Annotated in this window: 20 protein-coding genes; 9 read left to right on the forward strand and 11 right to left on the reverse strand. The window is 68.7% G+C overall.

Going from position 1 to position 17,645, the window contains the following annotated elements; all coding sequences use genetic code 11:
* The first annotated feature begins 192 nt into the window (after positions 1 to 192).
* Positions 193 to 1,617 (forward strand): cation:proton antiporter, encoded by a 1,425-nt coding sequence (locus ABT061_RS38835; protein ID WP_350927613.1) that lies wholly within the window; start codon positions 193 to 195, stop codon positions 1,615 to 1,617.
* Here ABT061_RS38835 and ABT061_RS38840 read toward each other — a convergent pair.
* A complete protein-coding gene (locus tag ABT061_RS38840; RefSeq protein WP_350927615.1) occupies positions 1,499 to 2,539 on the reverse strand; it encodes a hypothetical protein in 1,041 nt (346 codons plus the stop codon). The two genes, ABT061_RS38835 and ABT061_RS38840, sit on opposite strands and share 119 nt — an antisense overlap.
* A 137-nt stretch (positions 2,540 to 2,676) precedes the next feature.
* Positions 2,677 to 3,063, reverse strand: coding sequence for a GntR family transcriptional regulator (locus tag ABT061_RS38845; protein ID WP_350927617.1), 387 nt, complete (start codon positions 3,061 to 3,063; stop codon positions 2,677 to 2,679).
* Positions 3,064 to 3,202: 139 nt separating this feature from the next.
* Between ABT061_RS38845 and ABT061_RS38850 the strand changes: the two genes are divergently transcribed.
* From ABT061_RS38850 to ABT061_RS38865, 4 genes are all read left to right on the forward strand, one after another.
* Positions 3,203 to 3,730, forward strand: a complete 528-nt coding sequence (locus ABT061_RS38850) for a sporulation delaying protein family toxin (RefSeq protein ID WP_502991571.1) — start codon at positions 3,203 to 3,205, stop codon at positions 3,728 to 3,730.
* A complete protein-coding gene (locus tag ABT061_RS38855) occupies positions 3,727 to 4,278 on the forward strand; it encodes an SdpA family antimicrobial peptide system protein (RefSeq protein ID WP_350927621.1) in 552 nt (183 codons plus the stop codon). The genes ABT061_RS38850 and ABT061_RS38855 overlap by 4 nt, the downstream gene beginning before the upstream one ends.
* The gene (locus tag ABT061_RS38860; RefSeq protein ID WP_350927623.1) at positions 4,272 to 5,285 is read left to right on the forward strand and encodes a sporulation-delaying protein SdpB family protein; all 1,014 of its coding nucleotides are present in this window, start codon (positions 4,272 to 4,274) and stop codon (positions 5,283 to 5,285) included. Before ABT061_RS38855 ends, ABT061_RS38860 begins: the two co-directional genes overlap by 7 nt.
* Before the next feature lie 155 nt (positions 5,286 to 5,440).
* Complete coding sequence (locus ABT061_RS38865) at positions 5,441 to 6,166, forward strand: LmbU family transcriptional regulator (RefSeq protein WP_350927625.1); 726 nt, start codon at positions 5,441 to 5,443, stop codon at positions 6,164 to 6,166.
* Here ABT061_RS38865 and ABT061_RS38870 read toward each other — a convergent pair.
* The 4 genes from ABT061_RS38870 to ABT061_RS38885 all read right to left on the reverse strand — a co-directional run bounded on the left by ABT061_RS38870 (position 6,163) and on the right by ABT061_RS38885 (position 10,792).
* Entirely contained in the window at positions 6,163 to 7,047 is an 885-nt protein-coding gene (locus tag ABT061_RS38870; RefSeq protein WP_350927627.1) for a DUF4429 domain-containing protein, read from the reverse strand. The two genes, ABT061_RS38865 and ABT061_RS38870, sit on opposite strands and share 4 nt — an antisense overlap.
* Positions 7,048 to 7,124: 77 nt before the next feature.
* The gene (locus tag ABT061_RS38875) at positions 7,125 to 9,656 is read right to left on the reverse strand and encodes an ABC transporter permease (protein WP_350927629.1); all 2,532 of its coding nucleotides are present in this window, start codon (positions 9,654 to 9,656) and stop codon (positions 7,125 to 7,127) included.
* Positions 9,656 to 10,462, reverse strand: a complete 807-nt coding sequence (locus tag ABT061_RS38880) for an ABC transporter ATP-binding protein (RefSeq protein WP_350927631.1) — start codon at positions 10,460 to 10,462, stop codon at positions 9,656 to 9,658. Before ABT061_RS38880 ends, ABT061_RS38875 begins: the two co-directional genes overlap by 1 nt.
* Before the next feature lie 99 nt (positions 10,463 to 10,561).
* Complete coding sequence (locus ABT061_RS38885; RefSeq protein WP_350927633.1) at positions 10,562 to 10,792, reverse strand: hypothetical protein; 231 nt, start codon at positions 10,790 to 10,792, stop codon at positions 10,562 to 10,564.
* A 241-nt stretch (positions 10,793 to 11,033) separates the two neighbouring features.
* Here ABT061_RS38885 and ABT061_RS38890 point away from each other — a divergent pair, with 241 nt between their 5' ends.
* Positions 11,034 to 11,630: a dTDP-4-dehydrorhamnose 3,5-epimerase family protein gene (locus ABT061_RS38890; RefSeq protein ID WP_350927635.1), complete on the forward strand. Its 597-nt coding sequence runs from the start codon at positions 11,034 to 11,036 to the stop codon at positions 11,628 to 11,630.
* A 108-nt stretch (positions 11,631 to 11,738) separates the two neighbouring features.
* On the opposite strand, the gene rfbD is transcribed toward ABT061_RS38890, so the two are convergent.
* A complete protein-coding gene (rfbD, locus tag ABT061_RS38895) occupies positions 11,739 to 12,599 on the reverse strand; it encodes a dTDP-4-dehydrorhamnose reductase (protein WP_350927637.1) in 861 nt (286 codons plus the stop codon).
* A gap of 393 nt (positions 12,600 to 12,992) precedes the next feature.
* Positions 12,993 to 13,124 carry a hypothetical protein gene (locus ABT061_RS38900; RefSeq protein ID WP_350927639.1) on the reverse strand — a complete coding sequence of 44 codons (132 nt, stop codon included), beginning with the start codon at positions 13,122 to 13,124 and terminating at the stop codon, positions 12,993 to 12,995.
* Between the two features lie 19 nt (positions 13,125 to 13,143).
* On the opposite strand from ABT061_RS38900, the gene ABT061_RS38905 reads away from it, so the two are divergent.
* Entirely contained in the window at positions 13,144 to 13,284 is a 141-nt protein-coding gene (locus ABT061_RS38905; RefSeq protein ID WP_350927641.1) for a hypothetical protein, read from the forward strand.
* 212 nt (positions 13,285 to 13,496) lie between these two features.
* Here the strand turns inward: ABT061_RS38905 and ABT061_RS38910 are convergent, their stop codons facing one another.
* Both ABT061_RS38910 and ABT061_RS38915 read right to left on the reverse strand, forming a co-directional pair.
* On the reverse strand, positions 13,497 to 14,102 hold the full coding sequence (locus ABT061_RS38910; protein WP_350927643.1) for a response regulator transcription factor: 606 nt from the start codon (positions 14,100 to 14,102) through the stop codon (positions 13,497 to 13,499).
* Entirely contained in the window at positions 14,099 to 15,286 is a 1,188-nt protein-coding gene (locus ABT061_RS38915; RefSeq protein WP_350927645.1) for a sensor histidine kinase, read from the reverse strand. Before ABT061_RS38915 ends, ABT061_RS38910 begins: the two co-directional genes overlap by 4 nt.
* A 419-nt stretch (positions 15,287 to 15,705) precedes the next feature.
* Between ABT061_RS38915 and ABT061_RS38920 the strand changes: the two genes are divergently transcribed.
* Positions 15,706 to 16,719 (forward strand): CPBP family intramembrane glutamic endopeptidase, encoded by a 1,014-nt coding sequence (locus ABT061_RS38920; protein WP_350927647.1) that lies wholly within the window; start codon positions 15,706 to 15,708, stop codon positions 16,717 to 16,719.
* Positions 16,716 to 16,997 carry a hypothetical protein gene (locus ABT061_RS38925; RefSeq protein WP_350927649.1) on the forward strand — a complete coding sequence of 94 codons (282 nt, stop codon included), beginning with the start codon at positions 16,716 to 16,718 and terminating at the stop codon, positions 16,995 to 16,997. The genes ABT061_RS38920 and ABT061_RS38925 overlap by 4 nt, the downstream gene beginning before the upstream one ends.
* On the opposite strand, the gene ABT061_RS38930 is transcribed toward ABT061_RS38925, so the two are convergent.
* Entirely contained in the window at positions 16,988 to 17,554 is a 567-nt protein-coding gene (locus ABT061_RS38930) for a DUF6461 domain-containing protein (RefSeq protein WP_350927651.1), read from the reverse strand. The two genes, ABT061_RS38925 and ABT061_RS38930, sit on opposite strands and share 10 nt — an antisense overlap.
* Positions 17,555 to 17,645 lie beyond the last annotated feature (91 nt).

The raw sequence follows: 17,645 nt of genomic DNA on the forward strand, positions 1-17,645 counted from the left end.
GCGGTGCTCTTCGGCCGGGTCGTGAACGTGCAGGCCAGTCCTGGAAACCCACTGCTGTACGGCATGGGGGCCTTCTCAGCCGGGAGATCGCGACCGGTGCCGGCCTCCTGACCCGACCGATGGGCAACGACCCCGAAGGGAGGAAGTGGGCTTCGCCCGGCCGGTGCCGTGGCCGAGGGCACCACGTCCAGCATGACGAGTGTTCCGGGGACCGAGCCCGGTCTCGGCCGGCGTACCTGGCTCGGTATCGGCGCGGGGCTGGTGATCCTCGTCGGCTCGGTGCTCATGTGGGTGCCGGGCCTCTTCCACGCGGAGGTGGCCGTCGATCCGATCACCAGGTTCCTGCTCGCGGTGGCCGTCATCCTGATGGCCAGCCACCTCTTCGGCGAGCTGATGCGCAGGGTGGGGCAGCCGCCCGTGCTGGGGGAGATCCTCGGCGGGCTGCTGCTTGGCCCCTCGGCACTCGGTCAGGTATGGCCGGAGGCGGTGAGCTGGCTCTTCCCCGCCGACGTGCTCGACAGTCTCAACAAGGCCGCGCAACTCGGTCTCGTCATCTTCATGTTCCTGCTCGGCTGTGAGCTGCGGACCGACAGGATCGAGCGCCCGCGTACCGTCACCGCCGCGGTACTCGGCGGCATGGGCCTGCCCCTCGTCGCCGGCGTCGGCGTCGCGCTGGCCGCCGGGCCGATGCTGGCCGGTACCGCGGTGTCGACGTTGACGTACTGCCTTTTCTTCGGGCTCGCGCTCGCCATCACCGCGTTGCCGGTGCTCGCCAGGATCCTCGTCGACCTCAAGCTCGACGGCACCGGCGTCGGCGCGCTGTCGCTGTCGTCCGCGGCGATCGGGGACGGGGTGGCCTGGTTGCTGCTCACCCTGATCCTCGCCGGCACCGGCAGCGGAGGTGCCGGGCAGGTGTCCAAGACAGCGGGTCTGGCCGTGGCGCTGGTGCTCGTCACCTACCTGTGCGTCCGGCCGGCGCTCGCCGCGCTGGTGGCGCGGATGGAGTCCGAGCGGCTCCTGACCGTGGTGCTCGTGATCGGCGCGACCGGGTTCTCCGCGCTGACCCAGATGATCAATCTGCATCCGCTGATCGGCGCCTTCCTGTTCGGTGTCGCCGTGCCGCGCAACTCGTCGGCCACCGTCCGGATCAGCCACCAGCTGCAGGGATTCACACTCATGATCCTGCTTCCGCTCTTCTTCGCCGGGGTCGGGCTGAACACCGCGATCGGGCTTCTCGGCGCGGACCTCGGCCACTGGCTGGTCGCCGCGGGCATCCTGGTGCTGGCGCAGGTGACGAAGATCGTCGGTGCGGGCGGTGCGGCCTGGCTCGCCGGGCTGCCCCGAGGGCAGGCGCTTCAACTCGGCGTGCTGATGAACTGCCGAGGTGTCACCGAGCTCGTGATCGCCACCATCGGGCTCCAGTACGGCATCATCAGCCGGCTCGGCTTCACGATCCTGGTGCTGACCGCCGTCGTCACCACCGCGCTCACCGGATGGTTCATGCGTCGCATGGCAAGTCGTGAGCCGTCGCTCCGAGCCCGGTCGCGGGCCACAGCCGCTGGGGCCTCGGCCTCCACTGGAGCTCGCCGGTTCCGCCGGAGAGGTGGCGGGTCGTGATCCCCCGGGCGGTGGCCGGGCAGGTGGGGGGTTGCCCGCGCAGGGCGCGCCTGATCTCCTCGGCGCCGCCGGCGGCGTCGTCGACGGTCACGACGAACTCGCCGCCCCCGCGTAGCGCCACCAGGAGCCCCTCGCCCTTGCGTATCACGACGGCGTGCCGTCTGATGCTGCGCAGCCGCCAACCCCAGCCCCACTCCTGCGGATCGATCTCGATCTTCTCCGCGGTCTCGATCCGGCTGAGCGGGATGCGCCGGATGAGACCGAACGGGATGTGGCCCCGGACCGAGAGCGTCTTTCCGTCGAAGGAGGCGACGATCCCGCCCCACAGATGCAGCGTGGTCAGCGACAGGAGGGCCGGTACGGCCATCCAGTACGTACCGGTGATCGTGAGCGCGACCATGATGCAGGTGGCCGTGAACGTCTTCCACACCAGGTCGGGATTGCGGGACTGACCGATCCACACCATACGCCCCTGCCGGGAGCGGGCCCGGCCGACGACCGGCTCGGCCGGCAGGTCGGCGGCCTCACACGGGCCCCGCCGCAGCGGATGCACGGCGATCGCGCCGAACACGAAGACCAGCACTCCACCGGCAATCGTGACGATCTCCGAGACCGGCGACGTGGCGGCCTCTCGCCAGGTCGGGGCGTCCAGGTTGGCGCCGACCGTGCCCAGCAGCACGGCGAGCCCCAGCGCGGTGGGCAGGGCCACGGCGCTGCCCGCGGCGACCCTGCGCCCGAGCGAGCCCGCAGGCCGCAGGTAGGCGAGCAGGGCCAGGATCGACCAGGTGCTCGCGCCGACTATCAGGATGTCCTGGATCAGCGGTTGCAGCGGGGCTGACTCATCGGGGTGTCCATCGGTAAAGTGGGCGGCCACCGGGTCGGGCAGGCGCTCGCTGAGGAGGAAGGGGACCGCCAGCGTCAAGACGAACACGCTAAGAGGAGCGAGCACCACAATGAGTAAGAAACGTATTGCTGCTCGCCTGTCTTCCTCCTGGAATTGCATGTTTCCCCCACTATTATAACATTTGTCCAAAAAGCAGACAAATGACACTATCTTGATCAGTCCGAGATGGTGTCATAACTTGTGTTGCTTCGGAAAGCGTGTAACACAAGATTCATCAGAGCGCTCTCCGTGACACCTGCTCGTCGCGCTTCGACGACGAGGCTCACGAGCGCTCTGTCCAGGCGCCGGTCTCCACTTCGCGTCCCGGAGGCGATGACCACGGTTCCCCTGCCGCGGCGTACCTCGACCATGCCCTCGTCGCGGAGTAGCGCGTAAGCGCGCAGCACTGTGTGCAGGTTCACCTGCAGGCTCGCCGCCAGAGTCTTGGCGGGAGGCAGGTGGTCACCGGGTTGCAACGTTCCTGTGATTAGCTCGCGCCGCAGGCCCTGGGCGATCTGGTCAAAAAGAGGGACCGCGGAGTTAGGGTCGATGTTCAGCTGCATAAGGTCTCAAGGTTGGGCGCCTCCGCCGTAGGCAAAAAGGTGGTATGGCGTCTGGCCAGACTATCGGCCCTTTACTGCTTGTTATAGAAATTATAGGATAACTTCCGTCTTGCCTGATGCGGGTTGTTACGGGGTGCCAATGCAGCATAGACAGCTATCTATAGGGCTATTGTGCGCTATAAGCCTTCTGAGCGCCTCCAGTGCGCTGGGGGCCACAGAGGTCAGACGTTATGACGGGGAAGCCCTGTTCCAGGGACTTTTCCTGGGGCAGGGGCAGGTGGCGGAAATATATCCGGACCTGCGCGCCCCATCCTCGACCGGATCCTGGCCCGCAGCCAGGGCGGGGCAGCTGGTCGCCCAGATAAAGCGCGCCGATCCGGGTTTCTTCACCGCCTTCGAGACCGCGATCACCAGCGGCGACCGGATCCGCATCGAGCAGGCCGCGTCCTCCGCCGGCGCGCTGGCCGCGAAGGTGCCGGTCGGCGGCGGCGATCCCGCGTCCGCTCCCAACGCCGCCTACTCCTTCATCGTGGTCGATTCCACGCTGCTCAAGCAGACCAACACCATCTGGAACACCAACCGGATCTGGAGCGTCGTCCCCGAGGGCGGCACCGTTCTGGCCCAGGAACGCTGGGTCGACGACGTGGCGAAGACCCTTGCCCGGTGAACGCCGACGTCAGGCTGGGCGTCTCCACGGTCGCACTCGGCCTCGGCTGGACCGCCCTGATCCTCTATGTCGTCATCGGCCAACTGCCCAGCGCCGCCCTCCGACTGCCCGCGCAGCGAACGGTGAGCGAGACGGCACGGCTGGTCGCTCCCCAGGGGTGGGCGTTCTTCACCAAGTCCGCCCGCGAACCGAGGGAGACCGTGTGGCGCGCGTCCGCCACCGGAGCGTGGCAGCCCGTCACGCTCGGGCCGCACGCCGAGCCGCACAACCTGTGGGGGTTCGACCGGCGTTCCCGCGCCGAGGGGGTCGAACGCGGCATCCTGCTCGCGGCGGTACCCGCCGACCGGTGGCGTGACTGCCAGAGCGAGGTGACCGGATGCCTCGGCCTGCCCGGCGCGGCGGTGCCGGTGCGCAACCCCTCTCCCGATCCGATCCTCTGCGGAACGCTTGAGGTGACACGGCAGAAGCCGCTGCCGTGGGCCTGGGCGGACGCCGCGGCGCACACCCACATGCCGGTCTCGGTGGTGCGATTGGAGGTCGCATGCTGAGTGGACTCGGCGCGAAGGCGCGAGGGATCGCCGAGACGAGCCCATGGACGAACGTGTACGGGCTCGCAAGGACCCTTCTCGCCCTCTGTACCCTGACCACGCTGCTCGCCAGCGAGACCTCCTCGCTCTTCAGGCCCGCGCAGGGCGTTCCCGACTATCCGTACTGTGACGGCGTCGCCGCCTACGGCCTGTTCTGCGTCGTCGACGTCGACCAGGCGCACCTGGTGGCCATCGTGGTCCTCGTCGTCGCCGCCTCCGGGTGGCGGCCGCGGTTCACCGCGCTGCCGCACTGGTGGGTGGCCGTGAGCTTCCAGGCGTCCGCGACGATCCCCGACGGCGGGGACCAGGTCGCCGCGGTACTCGCCCTCCTGCTCCTGCCGATCGCGCTGACCGACGGACGCGCCTGGCACTGGGGACGCCCCCAGGCCGTCGGTGACCCGGTCGCCTCACTGGTCGCGTGGTCGGCCCTGCTGGTCATCCGTGTCCAGGTCGCGGGCATCTACCTGCAGGCCTCGGTGGCGAAGCTGGGCCGGGAGGAATGGGCGGACGGCACCGCCCTGTACTACTGGCTCAGCGATCCGCTGTTCGGTAGTCCCGGCTGGGCGGCGGGGATTCTCGAACCGCTACGCGTCTCATCGGTCGGCGTCACGCTGCTCACCTGGGGGCCGGTGGCGATCGAGTTCGCCCTGGTCATGGGGCTGGTGTCGCGGCGCGCCGTCCGACCGTACCTGCTGGTGGCCGGTCTCACCCTGCACGCCCTCATCGGGCTGCTCATGGGGCTGGGAAGCTTCGCCCTGGCGATGTTCGCCTGCCTCGTCATCTACCTGAGACCGCTGGATCGGCCGTTCGCGTTCGGGGGCGCGACTCTTCCAATGGCTCTTCCACACCGATTGCGCGTCCTTCCCGGCTCCGTCTGGCAGGCGATGGCACGTGTCGCCCGTCAGCCCAGGGACGCGAGTGTTGCCGAGGCCGGCCTCGGCTTGACCGATACCGACGCACGCCGCTGAACACCTGGCGGCCGGCCAGAAGACGGCCGGCGCCGCGGCACCTATTCGAGCTGCGCACATTCGTGGCCTGGCTCCGCGCACGCGGGGCGATCACGATTCGGCCGTTCACGCCGTGCTGATTCGAAGAGCAGCGATACGGCGAAGGAAGGAAAACGATGAGCGAGCCTCTCGTTCGGGGAAAGAAAGGCGGCGAGAGCCGCGTGACACAGGTCCTGTCTCAGGAGAATGGAATCAACCGCCGTCTCGGGCTCGACCGAACGGTGATACCGAGAAGAACCGGCCTGCAGTTTCCGACCCAGATCCCGTTCGCCAACTGGGAGAGCATCGGCCGCCAGCTCTCCCTCATCGCCGACTCCTCCGCGTGGTGGCTGGGCGACTGGCTGGTCTACGGGGAGAAGCAGTACGCCGACCGTTACCGGACGGCCATCGAGCGGACGTCGCTGGACTACCAGACGTTGCGCAACTACGCCTGGGTGGCCCGCCGCTTCGGCCTGCCCCGGCGCAGGGACAAGCTGAGCTTCGCCCACCACGCGGAGGTGGCGGCGCTGAGCGTGCCCGAACAGGATCTGTGGCTACAGCGCGCCGAGCAGCACGCCTGGTCCAGGAACCGCCTGCGCAAGGAGCTCAGGCAGGCGGCCGCCCTGAGAAACGGGGAAGGCGAGGCACCGAGCCCGCCGACGGGCGGCGACGGGGGCGACAGCGAGACCTCGGGCGGTTCCGGGCTCGCCGTGAAGCTGCAGCTGAGCCCGAGTCAGGAGCAACTCGAACGCTGGGAGTTCGCCGCGCGCAAGCAGAACTGCGATCTGGTCAACTGGATGGTCCTGGCGCTGGAGAAGTTCGCGCGGGAGGTCACGCAGGAGGGCGCGGGGGTCCCCGGCTAGAGTTCCATCCGGCGTAGCAGCGACCGCTTGGCCGAGCTGAACTCCTCATCGGTGAGCACACCGGAGCGGTGCAGATCGCCGAGTTCGGTCAGGCGGCGCACCAGGGCGTCATGCTCCTCCAGCTCGGTCAGGCGCTGCCGCCGATCGTCCGGCGGGGTCGGCGGCAGCGCGGGCGGCTCCTCGGCCTGGAGTGACAGCCGGGCCAGCACGGCGGCGGCGACCAGGACGGTCGAGCCGCCGTACCGCTGCACACCCCAGGACAGGCAGTACAGGTCCTTCTCCGGTGCCACGGCGGGGGCGGCGCCCTTGAGACGGAAGCGGAGGCGGCCATAGCCGATGCCGGTCTGCGGGGCCCACTCCACGCCCTCCACATCCCGCAGCAGGAACGTCTGCGGGCCTGCCTCCTCCTTGACCGACTTGGCGAACACACTCCATTCCAGGCGAATCCGCTCACCGTCGAAGTTCACCGTGCCGTCGCCCGCCGAGGCCGACACCGGTACGGCGGGGCCGGACAGCAGGAAGGTCTCGCAGGGACCGCTCGGCACCTGCTCCAGCATCAGGTGGGTGCGCACCTCGTCGGCGAAGTACTCGGCGGCTCCGGTGCGCCCCTTGGGGACGGTCAGCCGGTACGGGTCGGCGGATCCCGACAGCCGCCCGGTGACCACGTCGGTCAGCGGATCGGCTCCGGGCCGCAGGCGGAGTTGCAGGTTGCCGCCCTTGCGCGAGGGCTCGAACGACGCTCCGGAGATCGCCGCGAGGGGGATCTCCAGCTCGCCGAGTGTCTTGCGCAGTTCGTGGACGTCGCTGTCCCCGCCTGGCACGATCCTGAGGATTTCGCTGTCGAACGTCCATGATCCGTCCGGAACGGAGATCTCGGCCATGTCGTCACCCTAGGACATCAGGGAGCGTCGCCGTACGCCCCCGGCAGAGGTCGGTCGTGTCACCGCGCATCGACGGCTCACTGGTGCTGGATGGCCCGCAGGACGTTCATCCGCGAGGCCCGCCGGGCCGGCCAGATCGCCGCCACGACACCGATCAGGACGGCGCTGAGCAGGTAGAGCCCGAGCCGGCCGTACGGGATGTCGAGTACCTCGACGCCGTCGGCCGCCATCACCCGCTGCACCGCCCAGCCGAGCGCGGTCCCGAGAGCCAGACCGGCCACGGCACCGAACAGCGACACCATCACCGACTCGTAGCTGATCATGGACCGGGTCTGGCCGCGGCTCATCCCGACGGCTCGGAGCAGCCCGATCTCGCGGGTCCGCTCCATCACCGACAGGCTCAACGTGTTCACGATGCCCAGCGCGGCGATGGCGATCGAGAGCACCAGCAGGACCACGATCAGGTTCAGCACCTGATCGATCTCCTGGCGGGCGTCGGCCCGTACGGCCTCGCGATCCTTCAGTTCGACGTTCGGGTAGGCGCGCAGCGCCGACCGCACGGCCGCGAGGGCCTGCTCCTCGCCACCGTCGTCGAGGTCGACGAACGCCTTCTGGATCAGACCGGCCGGAGCGTGCGCCTGGTAACCGGCCGGGCTCACGACGAAGGACATGCCCAGGACCTCGTTGGCGGCGAAGAGGCCGCTCACCCGCAGGGTCGCGGTGGACCGATCCGGGTACCGGCCCGTGACGGTGCTGCCCACCTTCCAGCCACGCTCCGCGGCGAGCGCGCTCTGCACGAGCAGCCCGTCGGCGGCCAGGGTGCCGGTGCCATCCTCGATCTTCAGGTTGGCCGGACCCGCCAGTGCGACCGGGTCGGCGACCAGGACGGGCACCTGCCCGCCGGCGATCCCCATCGTCCCGTGCCGGACCGCGGTGACGCCGCGCACGCCCGGGACGGCGGCCACCCGGTCCACCGTCTCCTGGCTGAAACCGGTGAGACCGCGCGGGTCCAGGGAGAGGTCGGCGCCGAACTGACGCGCGATCCTCTGGTCGGCGGACGCGCTCATCGAGCCGGCCACCACCGTCGCCACCGAGACGAGCGCGAGCCCGACCATCAGCGCCGACGCCGTGGCCGCGGTACGGCGGGGATCCCGCCGGGCGTTCTCCCGGCTCAGCCGCCCGACCGTGCCGCCGAGCCGGGAGATCGGCCAGCCGAGCAGCGCGATGACCGGCCGGCTCAGGAACGGGCTGAGCATCGTCAGGGCGAGCAACGCCAGCAGACCACCGCCGATCACCAGGGCCGCGCCCCCCGCCTTCCCGGTCGCCAGGCCCGCGGCCAGCGCTCCCGCGCCCAGCAGCGCCATGACGACGCCGGCGACGAGACGCAGGGTCATCGAACGGCGGGTGAGCGCCACGTCGTCGCGCATCGCCGCGACCGGCGGGATCTTCGCCGCGCGGCGCGTCGGCAGGTAGGCGGCCAGCAGGGTGACGAGCATGCCGACCGCGTACGCCCAGATCACGGTCGAGGGCCCGACCACCGGCGTGCGCAGCGGAACCTGGGTGCCACCGGTGAACCGCTCGAACAGCAGCCTGAGCCCGTAGGACAGTCCCACGCCGGCGAGCAGGCCCAAGGTCGAGCCGAGGAAGCCGATCCCGAGTGCCTCGCCGAGAACCGCCCGGGTCACCTGGGCGCGGCTCGCGCCCATCGCCCGGAGCAGCGCGAGCTCCCGGATCCGCTGCACGACCAGCATGGTGAACGTGTTGAGGATGATGAACGATCCGATGAAGACCGCCACCCCGGCGAACACCAGCAGGAACCGGCTGATCAGCTCGAAGAGCGAGCTCAGCTGGGACTTGACCTCCTCGACCTCGTCCGCGCCGGTCTTGGCCTCGTACTGCGCCGGGAGTGCCGCGCCGACCTGCTGGAGAAGCTGCTGCTGCGAGACACCCTCGCGCGGCCGTACGAAGATCGCCGAATACTGCCCGGGGCCGGTCAGCAGGGCCTGCGCGGTCTCCGGGGCGAACATCACATAGGTGGCGGCACGACCGACCTGGTCGTTGACCGCCCTGAAGACACCGGCGACGCGCATGGACTTCGTCGCCCGCGCGGTCACCACGCTGACCGGGTCGCCGACCTTGAGCTGCCCCTCGGCCGCGGTGCGCTCCTCGACGACGACGTCGTCGGCCGCCGAGGGCTCCCGGCCGGAGAGTATCTGCAGGCCCGCGCCCGGCCGCTCCACGTACGCCGCGCCCAGGTGCGCCGCGCGGTCCTCGCCGACGATTCGCCCGTCCTGGCGGACGAGCGCCGCGTACCCGTCGTACTGTCCCCTGAGTTCCGCGGCGCCGGGCACGCTCTGCTGCAGCGTGCCGACCAGGGAGGCCGGTATCGTGGCCGGTGTCGCGTTCTCACCCTCGGCCGGTTTGGGCCGGACGACCACGGTCGTGGTCTCGGTCCGCCCCGCGAAGATCGGATCGAAGCTCTGGGTGGCGGTGTCCCGGAAGATCATTGTGCCTGCGACGAAGGAGACCCCGAGCGTCACCGCGAGCACGGAGAGCAGTAGCCGGACCCGGTGCGCCAGGAGATTGCGCAACGTGAGTTTCGCCAGCATCAGATCCGCCCCTGCTTGCCGGGGGCCGTGGTGCTCGCCCTCGCGGGTTCGAACCTCTTCAGCCGCTCCAGGACCTTCTCCGCGGTGGGGTTCGGCATCCGGTCGACGACGCGGCCGTCGGACAGGAAGATCACGTGATCGGTGTACGAGGCCGCCACCGGGTCGTGGGTGACCATGACGATGGTCTGGCCGGTCTGCCGCACCGACTTCTGCAGGAAGCCCAGCACCTCGGCGCCGGACCGGGAGTCGAGGTTACCGGTGGGCTCGTCCGCGAAGATGACGTCCGGCTTGCCGGCGAGCGCCCGCGCGCACGCCACCCGCTGCTGCTGGCCGCCGGAGAGCTGGTTCGGACGGTGGTCCAGCCGCTCGCGCAGGCCGGTGGTCTCGATCACGGAGTCCAGCCATTCCTGATCGGGCGTGCGGCCGGCCAGCCGGATCGGCAGGACGATGTTCTCCAGCGCCGTCAGGGTGGGCAGCAGGTTGAAGGACTGGAAGATGAAGCCGATCCGGTCCCGGCGCAGTCGGGTGAGCTGTTTCTCGTTCAGGTCCGTCACGTCCTGGTCGCCGACGAACACCCGCCCGGAGTCCACGCTGTCCAGCCCCGCCATGCAGTGCATGAGGGTGGACTTGCCGGAACCGGACGGCCCCATGATGCCGGCGAACTGGCCGCGCGGGATGTTCAGCGACACGCCGTCGAGGGCCGCCACCGCCGTGTCTCCGGTGCTGTACCGCTTGGAGATGTTCTCCGCGCGGGCGGCGATGGGCTCACCCGTCTCCTCCGCCAGTACCGCCGTCGAGTTCTTCATTTCCGGCTCCTCGGACAGGTGTGTAGTGGTCGTGACAGTTCGTTCATGGCCTCTGCTGATATTCCGGCATTGAATGGGTGGGACGGAGAGCACGGGGCGTTAGGACGCCGGAGCCCTTTCCGCAGCAATGATCACGACAATCCCGAGAACCGCCAGGATCAAGTTCGCGTAGATCTCGTAACCTTCGAGGAAGGCCACGTTATTGACGACGACGCGGTTGAAGAAGTTGAGCACCGCGCCGAGGATGGGCTGGACGGCTATCTGGTCGATGGCCCCGCTTACGCCTTCGAGGATCATGATGAACCCGATGAGCTGTAAGGTTTTACGCACGATTCAACATTAAGGCCGAGCGTGGCGGCGGGAATCGGTCGTCGGCATCTCCCGTCTCAACCGAAGTCGCCGATGCGGATCCTGCTTTCCGACTAAAGTATGAGCCTCGTCGACTTTGGTATCACGACCGTCGGCGGGACACCCGAATCGGACCGTCTGCCGTCAGCATTGGATCGTGGCGGAAAAGGCCACAGCACGTTCTACACGGTCCGGTAAACGGCCGGGATCAGGAGCAGCCGAGATGCAGCCACTGAAAATCGAAGGCGCATGGATTGACGACCCGAAAATCCACATCGACGATCGGGGAGGTCTCCACGAATGGTTCCGCGAGGAGGAGTTCCATGCGGTCACCGGACGGCGGTTGCGGCTCTCCCAGGCCAACTGCTCTGTTTCACGCCGGGGCACCCTGCGCGGGATTCACGTCGCCGATGTGCCACCGGGCCAGGCGAAGTACGTCAAGTGCGTGCGAGGGGCGATGCTGGATGTGATCGTGGACATCCGCGTCGGCTCACCGAGGTTCGGCCAGTGGGAGATGGTGCGCTTGGACGACGAGGACCACCGGGGAGTGTTCCTGTCCGAAGGGCTGGGGCACGGCCTGCTCGCGCTGACGGACGACGCGACCGTGATCTACCTGTGTTCGGAGGGCTACAACCCGACCAGGGAGCACGGCATTCACCCACTTGATCCTGAACTGGGCATCACCTGGCCGGCGGACGTCGAACCGCTCCTGTCGCCCAAGGACGCCGCGGCGCCCACCCTCGCCGAGGCACGCGCAGGCGGTCTCCTGCCCTCCTACGAGGAGTGCCTGGCCTTCTACGCCTCGCACGCCCGCGGGTAGGAACTCGCCGGCCCGTCGTGACGGTTCCCGGCCATCGCGCCGGTGCGCCGGCCGGGAACCGTCACCGGGTCTCCGCGGCCCACCACAGATGGGCGGGCGCGCACCTTCTCAGCGGAAGGGCTTCGCCAGCTCGGGGTGGGCCGTGCGCAGCGCGTCCCGCCAGGGGCGGAGCGGCTCAAGGCCCAGCTCCCGCCACCGCGCGTGGCCCAGGATGCTGAAAGCCGGTCGTTTCGCCGGGCGGACGAAGAACTCGGAGGTCGTCCGGCGTACCCGCTCGGGATCGGTGCCGGACAGCCGGAAAACCTCCTGGGCGAGCTCGAACCAGGAGGCCCTCCCGGAGTTGGTGATGTGGAACACCCCCGCTGCGGAGCCGAGCTCGCCGAGGATGACCAGCCGGTCCGCGAGGTCCACGGCCCAGGTCGGCTGCCCGAACTGGTCGTCGACCACCTCGACGGTCTCCCGTTCCGCCATGAGACGGAGCATGGTGCTCACGAAGTTCGCTCCGTGGGCGCCGTACAGCCATGCCGTCCGGACGACGGCGGCGGAGGGCAGCGCGTCGAGGACCGCCTTCTCCCCGGCCAGCTTGGTCCGCCCGTACGCGGTCCGCGGCTCGGCCGGGTCGTCCTCGTCGTACGGGACGTCCGCGTCACCGGAGAAGACGTAGTCGGTGGAGACATGGATCAGCCGGGCACCGTGCCGCGCGCAGGCCTCGGCGAGCAGCCGGGGGCCGTCGGCGTTGACCCGGTAGGCCTCTCGCTCCTGTTTCTCGGCGTCGTCCACCGCCGTCCAGGCGGCACAGTTGACCACGACCCGCGGGGCGAGCGTCTGGAAGGCCGACTCGACCTGGTCCCGGTGGCAGATGTCCAGGTCCCGGCGGGTTCGCGCGGCGACGTCGTACCCTCGTCCGCGCGCCAGCGCGACCACCTCGTGCCCGAGCATGCCTGTCGACCCCGTGACGAGCCAAGTCATGGCGCCCTCTTCCTGAGCGATCGACCGCGCAAGTGTCTCCCGGTATCGCGGATCTGATCATTCTAAATGTCGATCTGATCAATGACGTTCGCTGTCGCGACGTGCCGTCTTCCGCCGCCGTACCCGCCGCGATGCCGGGTGATGACGGCGCGCGGCGCGCCGCACCGCGTACACGCGAGCGACCACCGAGCAAACATAGGGCCTTTGAGCATTATCCACCATCGCCCGGCACGGGTTCCTGATCCGGCGAATCACTGGATCAGGCCTCGTGAGAGGGGTTTCGAACAGGTGAGGGCGGGGCGCCTGCGGCGAGGTGGTCACCCCCGCCGCAGGCGCGGTCTTCGGCGCGCACCGGCCGGCGAGACGCCGCGGCCGGTCGCCGGGAGACAAGGGTTAGAAGGCGGTGGATCCGCAGGTGAAGGTGGCGCAGGAAAGGTAATCCAGGCAGGTGATGCGACCACACGGATACAGGCTGCTTTCCGCGGCGGCGGGGAGCAGGTCCAGGGCCTTGATGTCGAGTTCCATAAGAGGTGTCCTTTCGTTCATGGAAGACGCCGCGGGTACCGCGGCGGCCTTCGTCCCGCCGGTCCGGCCGGTGGGAGCCTGTGATGCGATCAGCGGCTCGCTGCTCAACGAGCATCTCCCCTCGGCTGTCAGATCCGAGCGCGGCCTCATCGGCGCATAAAGGTCGGGGGTACCGTTTGGATCGTGATGACATGCCAAGACGAGGACCCCGCCGACGGTAGTCCGCGAGTCTTATAGGTCGCTTAACTCTTCTTTTCGCTGGCTTACGGCCGGAACTGAATCGCCCCGCTTTCGAGGGAACCGCCGTGACCGTGTTCACGGGCCGTACTCACGCCGAGTCTCTGCGATCGATCTTCGAGGCCAAGCGGTTCGTCAGATCCAGCCGTGCTTGGCGGCGATGCGCGCTGCCTCGTGCCTGTTCGCAGCGCCGAGCTTTGCGATGGCCGCGGCAAGGTAGTTGCGCACCGTCCCCGGCGACAGGGACACCCGCTGCGCGATCTCATCCACGGGCGCACCGTCGCGCGCGAGCGCGAGGACGTCGGCTTCGCGCGGAGTCAGGGGCGAGTCACCCGCACCGATCGCCTCGGCTGCGAGTTCCGGATCCACGTGCCGCCCGCCCGCGGCGATCTTCCTGATGACTTGTGCGAGATTGCGGGATGAGGTGGTTTTCGGGAGGAATCCGCGGGCGCCTGCTGAGAGCGCGGATTTCAGGTACCCGGGTCGGCCGTGGGAGGTCACGATGATGCTGCGGCACTCCGGCAACTGGTTCGTGAGCCGCCGGGCGACCTCGATGCCGTCGAGTGAAGGCATCTGCAGATCGAGCAGAGCCACGTCAGGGCGCAGGCGCAGCGCGGCCTTCAGCGCTTCGTCGCCCGAGGCGACCTGGCCGACGACTTCGAAGTCGTCCTCGAGTTCGAGCAGACCCGCGATCGCTTCGCGGATCAGATGTTCGTCGTCGGCGATCAGGATGCGGATCATTCGCGTTCTCTCGGTAGGGGGACGGCGGCTTCCAGCAGGAACCAGTTCCCGTCCCGTCGGGTCTCGGCGCGCCCTCCGATCGCGTGGATCCGGTCGAACATCGCCCGAAGTCCTGTGCCGACGTCCGTGGTGGATTGGGCGGGCCCGCTGTCGCTGACTCCGTCGTTCGCGATCGTGAGAAGGACCTCGTCGGCGTCGATCGTTGTGGTGAGTGTCACCTGTGTCGCCGAGGAATGACGTAGGACGTTCGTGATGCCTTCACGGACGACCCACGCAAGCGCCTCTGCGCAGGGCGCTGGTACGGCTTCGCCGGTGACCGTGCAGGTGATGCCGGCCGAACCCAGGAGTGCGCGGGCGCCGGAGACCTCGTTCTCCCACGTCGTCTGGAAGTCGCCTCGGACGACCCTGCGGACCTCCGTGCCCGCCTCGTCGGCCAGCCGTCGCACCTCCCTCAGTTCCGCGGCCGCGCGGTCGTCGCGGCCGCGGCGGATGAGCTCGGAGGCGAGCTCGCTCTTCACGGCGATCGCGGTGAGCGTGCGGCCGAACACGTCATGGAGGTCGCGGGAGATGCGCAGGCGTTCCTCTGCGAGGGTGAGCGCGGCACGGTCCCGGTGCGCGTCCTGCAGTTCGCGGAGGACGCTCAGCATCCACACGCTGGACCAGCAGATCCACAGGACGGCGCTGACCAGCGTCATGCAGACCACGAGCAACGCGATCTGGAAGACGGCCACGAGGGGCACGGCGAGCACGAGGATCGCGACGTTGAGAAGTAGCGTGCGGCGGGCGTTGAGGATGGGGACGATGCTCGCGGCCGCGGAGGCGATCGCAGTGGCCGCCGCCACCCACAGGGCCGGTATGGGGAGGGCGGCGGCCCCCGCCAGGACGACGGTCCCCGCCAGGACGGCGGCGAGCAGGAGCAGCCACGTGACGACGAGAGCGATCGGGAGGCGCTTGCCGCGTCCTTCGAGGGAGTTGAAGCTCCATCGGCTGACCGCGATGTTGCAACACACCAGTGCCACCGTGGCGACGGCCACGGCGCTCACCACGGCGACGTTCTCCCTGGTGATCGGCTGGGCGCTGACGAGGCCGCCGAGAGTGGAGATCGGGGTGGAGACGACGACGTACGTCGACCAGCGCACGTAGCTCTCGAACCGGCGTGCGCTCACCACTGGCCACTCCCCCATGCCTCTCATTGTGCTGCTGAAGCCTTGAGCGAGGGTGAATCCGTAGGCGCGGGCCCGGCGTGGCGCGCGCGCAGCCACACGATCACTGTGATGACGACGAGGAGGACACGGGGGACGAGCATGATGATCGAATTGGAGAATCGGGGAGATCATGAGTCATGTCTCCACACTCCCGTCGCGCGGGTTCGCTCCCCAGTGTCGTCCGTAATGACTTCGTCGGCGTTCCGCACGACTTACGCATGACAAATGTCATGCGGCGACGGGCCACTTCGTCTCCGTCAGGGCGTGCGGGTGCTCGCATCAGACCACCCGGCACCCCTGCTCGTATGGCAAATGTCATGCCCATGCCGTGCGGATCGCACACGAACTCATGAGCGACGGCACTGCTGCCGCAACGAGGCCCGGAGGATGGTGGAAGCATGCACCAAGACAGCTTCAACTCCCCGGCATTCGACCCAGGCACCCTTCCGCCCGACACCGCGCCGACCGTCCTCTACGACGCGTCGCGGGACCGCCGTGGTCCGCGGCCGGTTCCGCCGGGCGTTCCCTATCACCTCGTGCTGGCCGGTGAGAAGCGCCGTATCGGACGCGGCATTCTGGCGCTCGTGCTGCTCCTCGTCGGGCTGTTCGGCTTCGGCGGTGTCTTCGCCGTCCTCGGCTCCGCCATCGACGAGGCGCTGGGCAGGGTCAACCCGATCGCGGGCGGTACGGAGTTCACGCCGATCTTCCACGCCGCGAACCTCATCTCGATCGCGCTGATGATCCCATGGAGCATGTTCATCCAGCGCCGGCTGTACGGGGTGAAGGGGGCGTCGCTGCATTCCGTGCTGTCGGTGTTCCGGCCCGCCGTGTTCGGCCGTGCGGTGCTGGCGCTCGTGCCGATCTGGGTGCTCTACATGACCGTCTTCTTCCTCCTCTCGCCCTACACGGAAGGATCGTGGCGATTCTCCGACCTGGTCGCCGTGTTCGTCATCACGCTCCTGCTGACGCCTCTACAGGGGGCGGGCGAGGAGTACGGCTACCGTGGACTGGCGTTCCGGGTGGCTGCGAGCTGGGGCCGCGGGCCCCGGACGGCGATGGTCCTCGGCCTGGTCGTGTCGAGCATCCTGTTCGCGGTCATCCACCTGTCCACCGACCCGTGGCTGAACCTCTACTACCTCACCCTCGGCGTCACCTTCGGCCTGATGACGTGGCGGACGGGCGGTCTGGAGACGGCGGTCGTCATCCACGCGGCCAACAATACGCTCGCGTACCTCATAGGGATCGTCACGCACGCCGACCCCCTCGCGGGCTCCGACCGCTCGGCGGGGGCCGGGTCGATCGTGATGCTCATTCCCTGCGTCCTGCTTGTCGCGATCACCGCCGTCATCTGGGCGCGCACGCGACGGACCGGTCCGCCCCTGACGCCGGGGAACATTCCGTCCGCCCGGTGATCGTGGAGCGCGACGTCCGCGCCGCGGGGATCACCGGGACGCTTCGGATGATCGTCCCCGACTGGGACACCATGGGCATGGCATGGGTGGAGTTCCAGGGCATCTGCCATGGCAACGGCTTCGGGTCCGGAGGGGACGCCCAATGGGTGCTCTGGGACGTGGCCGACGCCACCCAGGATGTGGTCGTGGAGGCGACGTGGAAGATGTGGCCCGCCTGCCCGGTGCACGACCGGGGCCTGCGAGCCGAAATCTTCATGAGCCAAGGGTGTCAGCGGTAGGGATAGATATGGTCGGTGGATCCGATCAGAGCCGGACCGGCGAAACGGGCGGAAGACAGGTGGACACCCGTGGCACGTTCGGCAAGGGCCAGAGCGCTGCAGACGGGATCGTCGGAGAAATCGACCTGGTCACCGTCGATGTCCACGCCGAGATCCTCGACATCCGCATGGAGCCGGTCGGGGTCGGACCCCTCCCTCAAGGAATAGGCGTACAGGCTGAACGTGGTGATCTGCCGGCGGTCGACGCAGTAGGTGAAGCCGTCGTTGTTGATGGTCATGAACACCGAGGCCGCGGCCGTGCCCACAGACAGGAGGTGGGCCTTGTCGTAGACGGTTCTCGCCCAGCCGTATTCGATCAGGACGGTTCCGCCGCTGGCCGCGTAGGCCGCGACGCCCTGTCCCGACTCGCTCAGAGAGCCCGGGGTGACGTGGATCCGCCGCAGTGCTTCCCGAGGGGACAGGTCCCGCACAAAGGCGGCGCAGAGCCAGGTCTCGTCGGTGCCGTCGGTGAACTCATCGCAGAGCCATTCATAGGTCGCTGCCGTGGCGTCGCCCATTCAGCTGCCTTCCGTGGAAGCCGTATCGCGGTGATCATGGCAGAGGGGGCCGACAACTTCGCTCGTTGTCCATGCGCTGTCAGCGCCGGGG

It is taken from the genome of Streptosporangium sp. NPDC002544 (assembly GCF_040295965.1).
Taxonomy (GTDB): Bacteria; Actinomycetota; Actinomycetes; order Streptosporangiales; family Streptosporangiaceae; genus Streptosporangium.

Coding starts and splice junctions, on each gene's coding strand:
- ABT061_RS38835 (WP_350927613.1), top strand. CDS start 193: ATGACGAGTGTTCCGGGGACCGAGCCCGGTCTCGGCCGGCGTACCTGG.
- ABT061_RS38845 (WP_350927617.1), bottom strand. CDS start 3,063: ATGCAGCTGAACATCGACCCTAACTCCGCGGTCCCTCTTTTTGACCAG.
- ABT061_RS38850 (WP_502991571.1), top strand. CDS start 3,203: ATGCAGCATAGACAGCTATCTATAGGGCTATTGTGCGCTATAAGCCTT.
- ABT061_RS38860 (WP_350927623.1), top strand. CDS start 4,272: ATGCTGAGTGGACTCGGCGCGAAGGCGCGAGGGATCGCCGAGACGAGC.
- ABT061_RS38865 (WP_350927625.1), top strand. CDS start 5,441: ATGAGCGAGCCTCTCGTTCGGGGAAAGAAAGGCGGCGAGAGCCGCGTG.
- ABT061_RS38870 (WP_350927627.1), bottom strand. CDS start 7,047: ATGGCCGAGATCTCCGTTCCGGACGGATCATGGACGTTCGACAGCGAA.
- ABT061_RS38875 (WP_350927629.1), bottom strand. CDS start 9,656: ATGCTGGCGAAACTCACGTTGCGCAATCTCCTGGCGCACCGGGTCCGG.
- ABT061_RS38880 (WP_350927631.1), bottom strand. CDS start 10,462: ATGAAGAACTCGACGGCGGTACTGGCGGAGGAGACGGGTGAGCCCATC.
- ABT061_RS38890 (WP_350927635.1), top strand. CDS start 11,034: ATGCAGCCACTGAAAATCGAAGGCGCATGGATTGACGACCCGAAAATC.
- rfbD (WP_350927637.1), bottom strand. CDS start 12,599: ATGACTTGGCTCGTCACGGGGTCGACAGGCATGCTCGGGCACGAGGTG.
- ABT061_RS38900 (WP_350927639.1), bottom strand. CDS start 13,124: ATGGAACTCGACATCAAGGCCCTGGACCTGCTCCCCGCCGCCGCGGAA.
- ABT061_RS38905 (WP_350927641.1), top strand. CDS start 13,144: ATGGAAGACGCCGCGGGTACCGCGGCGGCCTTCGTCCCGCCGGTCCGG.
- ABT061_RS38910 (WP_350927643.1), bottom strand. CDS start 14,102: ATGATCCGCATCCTGATCGCCGACGACGAACATCTGATCCGCGAAGCG.
- ABT061_RS38915 (WP_350927645.1), bottom strand. CDS start 15,286: ATGGGGGAGTGGCCAGTGGTGAGCGCACGCCGGTTCGAGAGCTACGTG.
- ABT061_RS38920 (WP_350927647.1), top strand. CDS start 15,706: ATGCACCAAGACAGCTTCAACTCCCCGGCATTCGACCCAGGCACCCTT.
- ABT061_RS38930 (WP_350927651.1), bottom strand. CDS start 17,554: ATGGGCGACGCCACGGCAGCGACCTATGAATGGCTCTGCGATGAGTTC.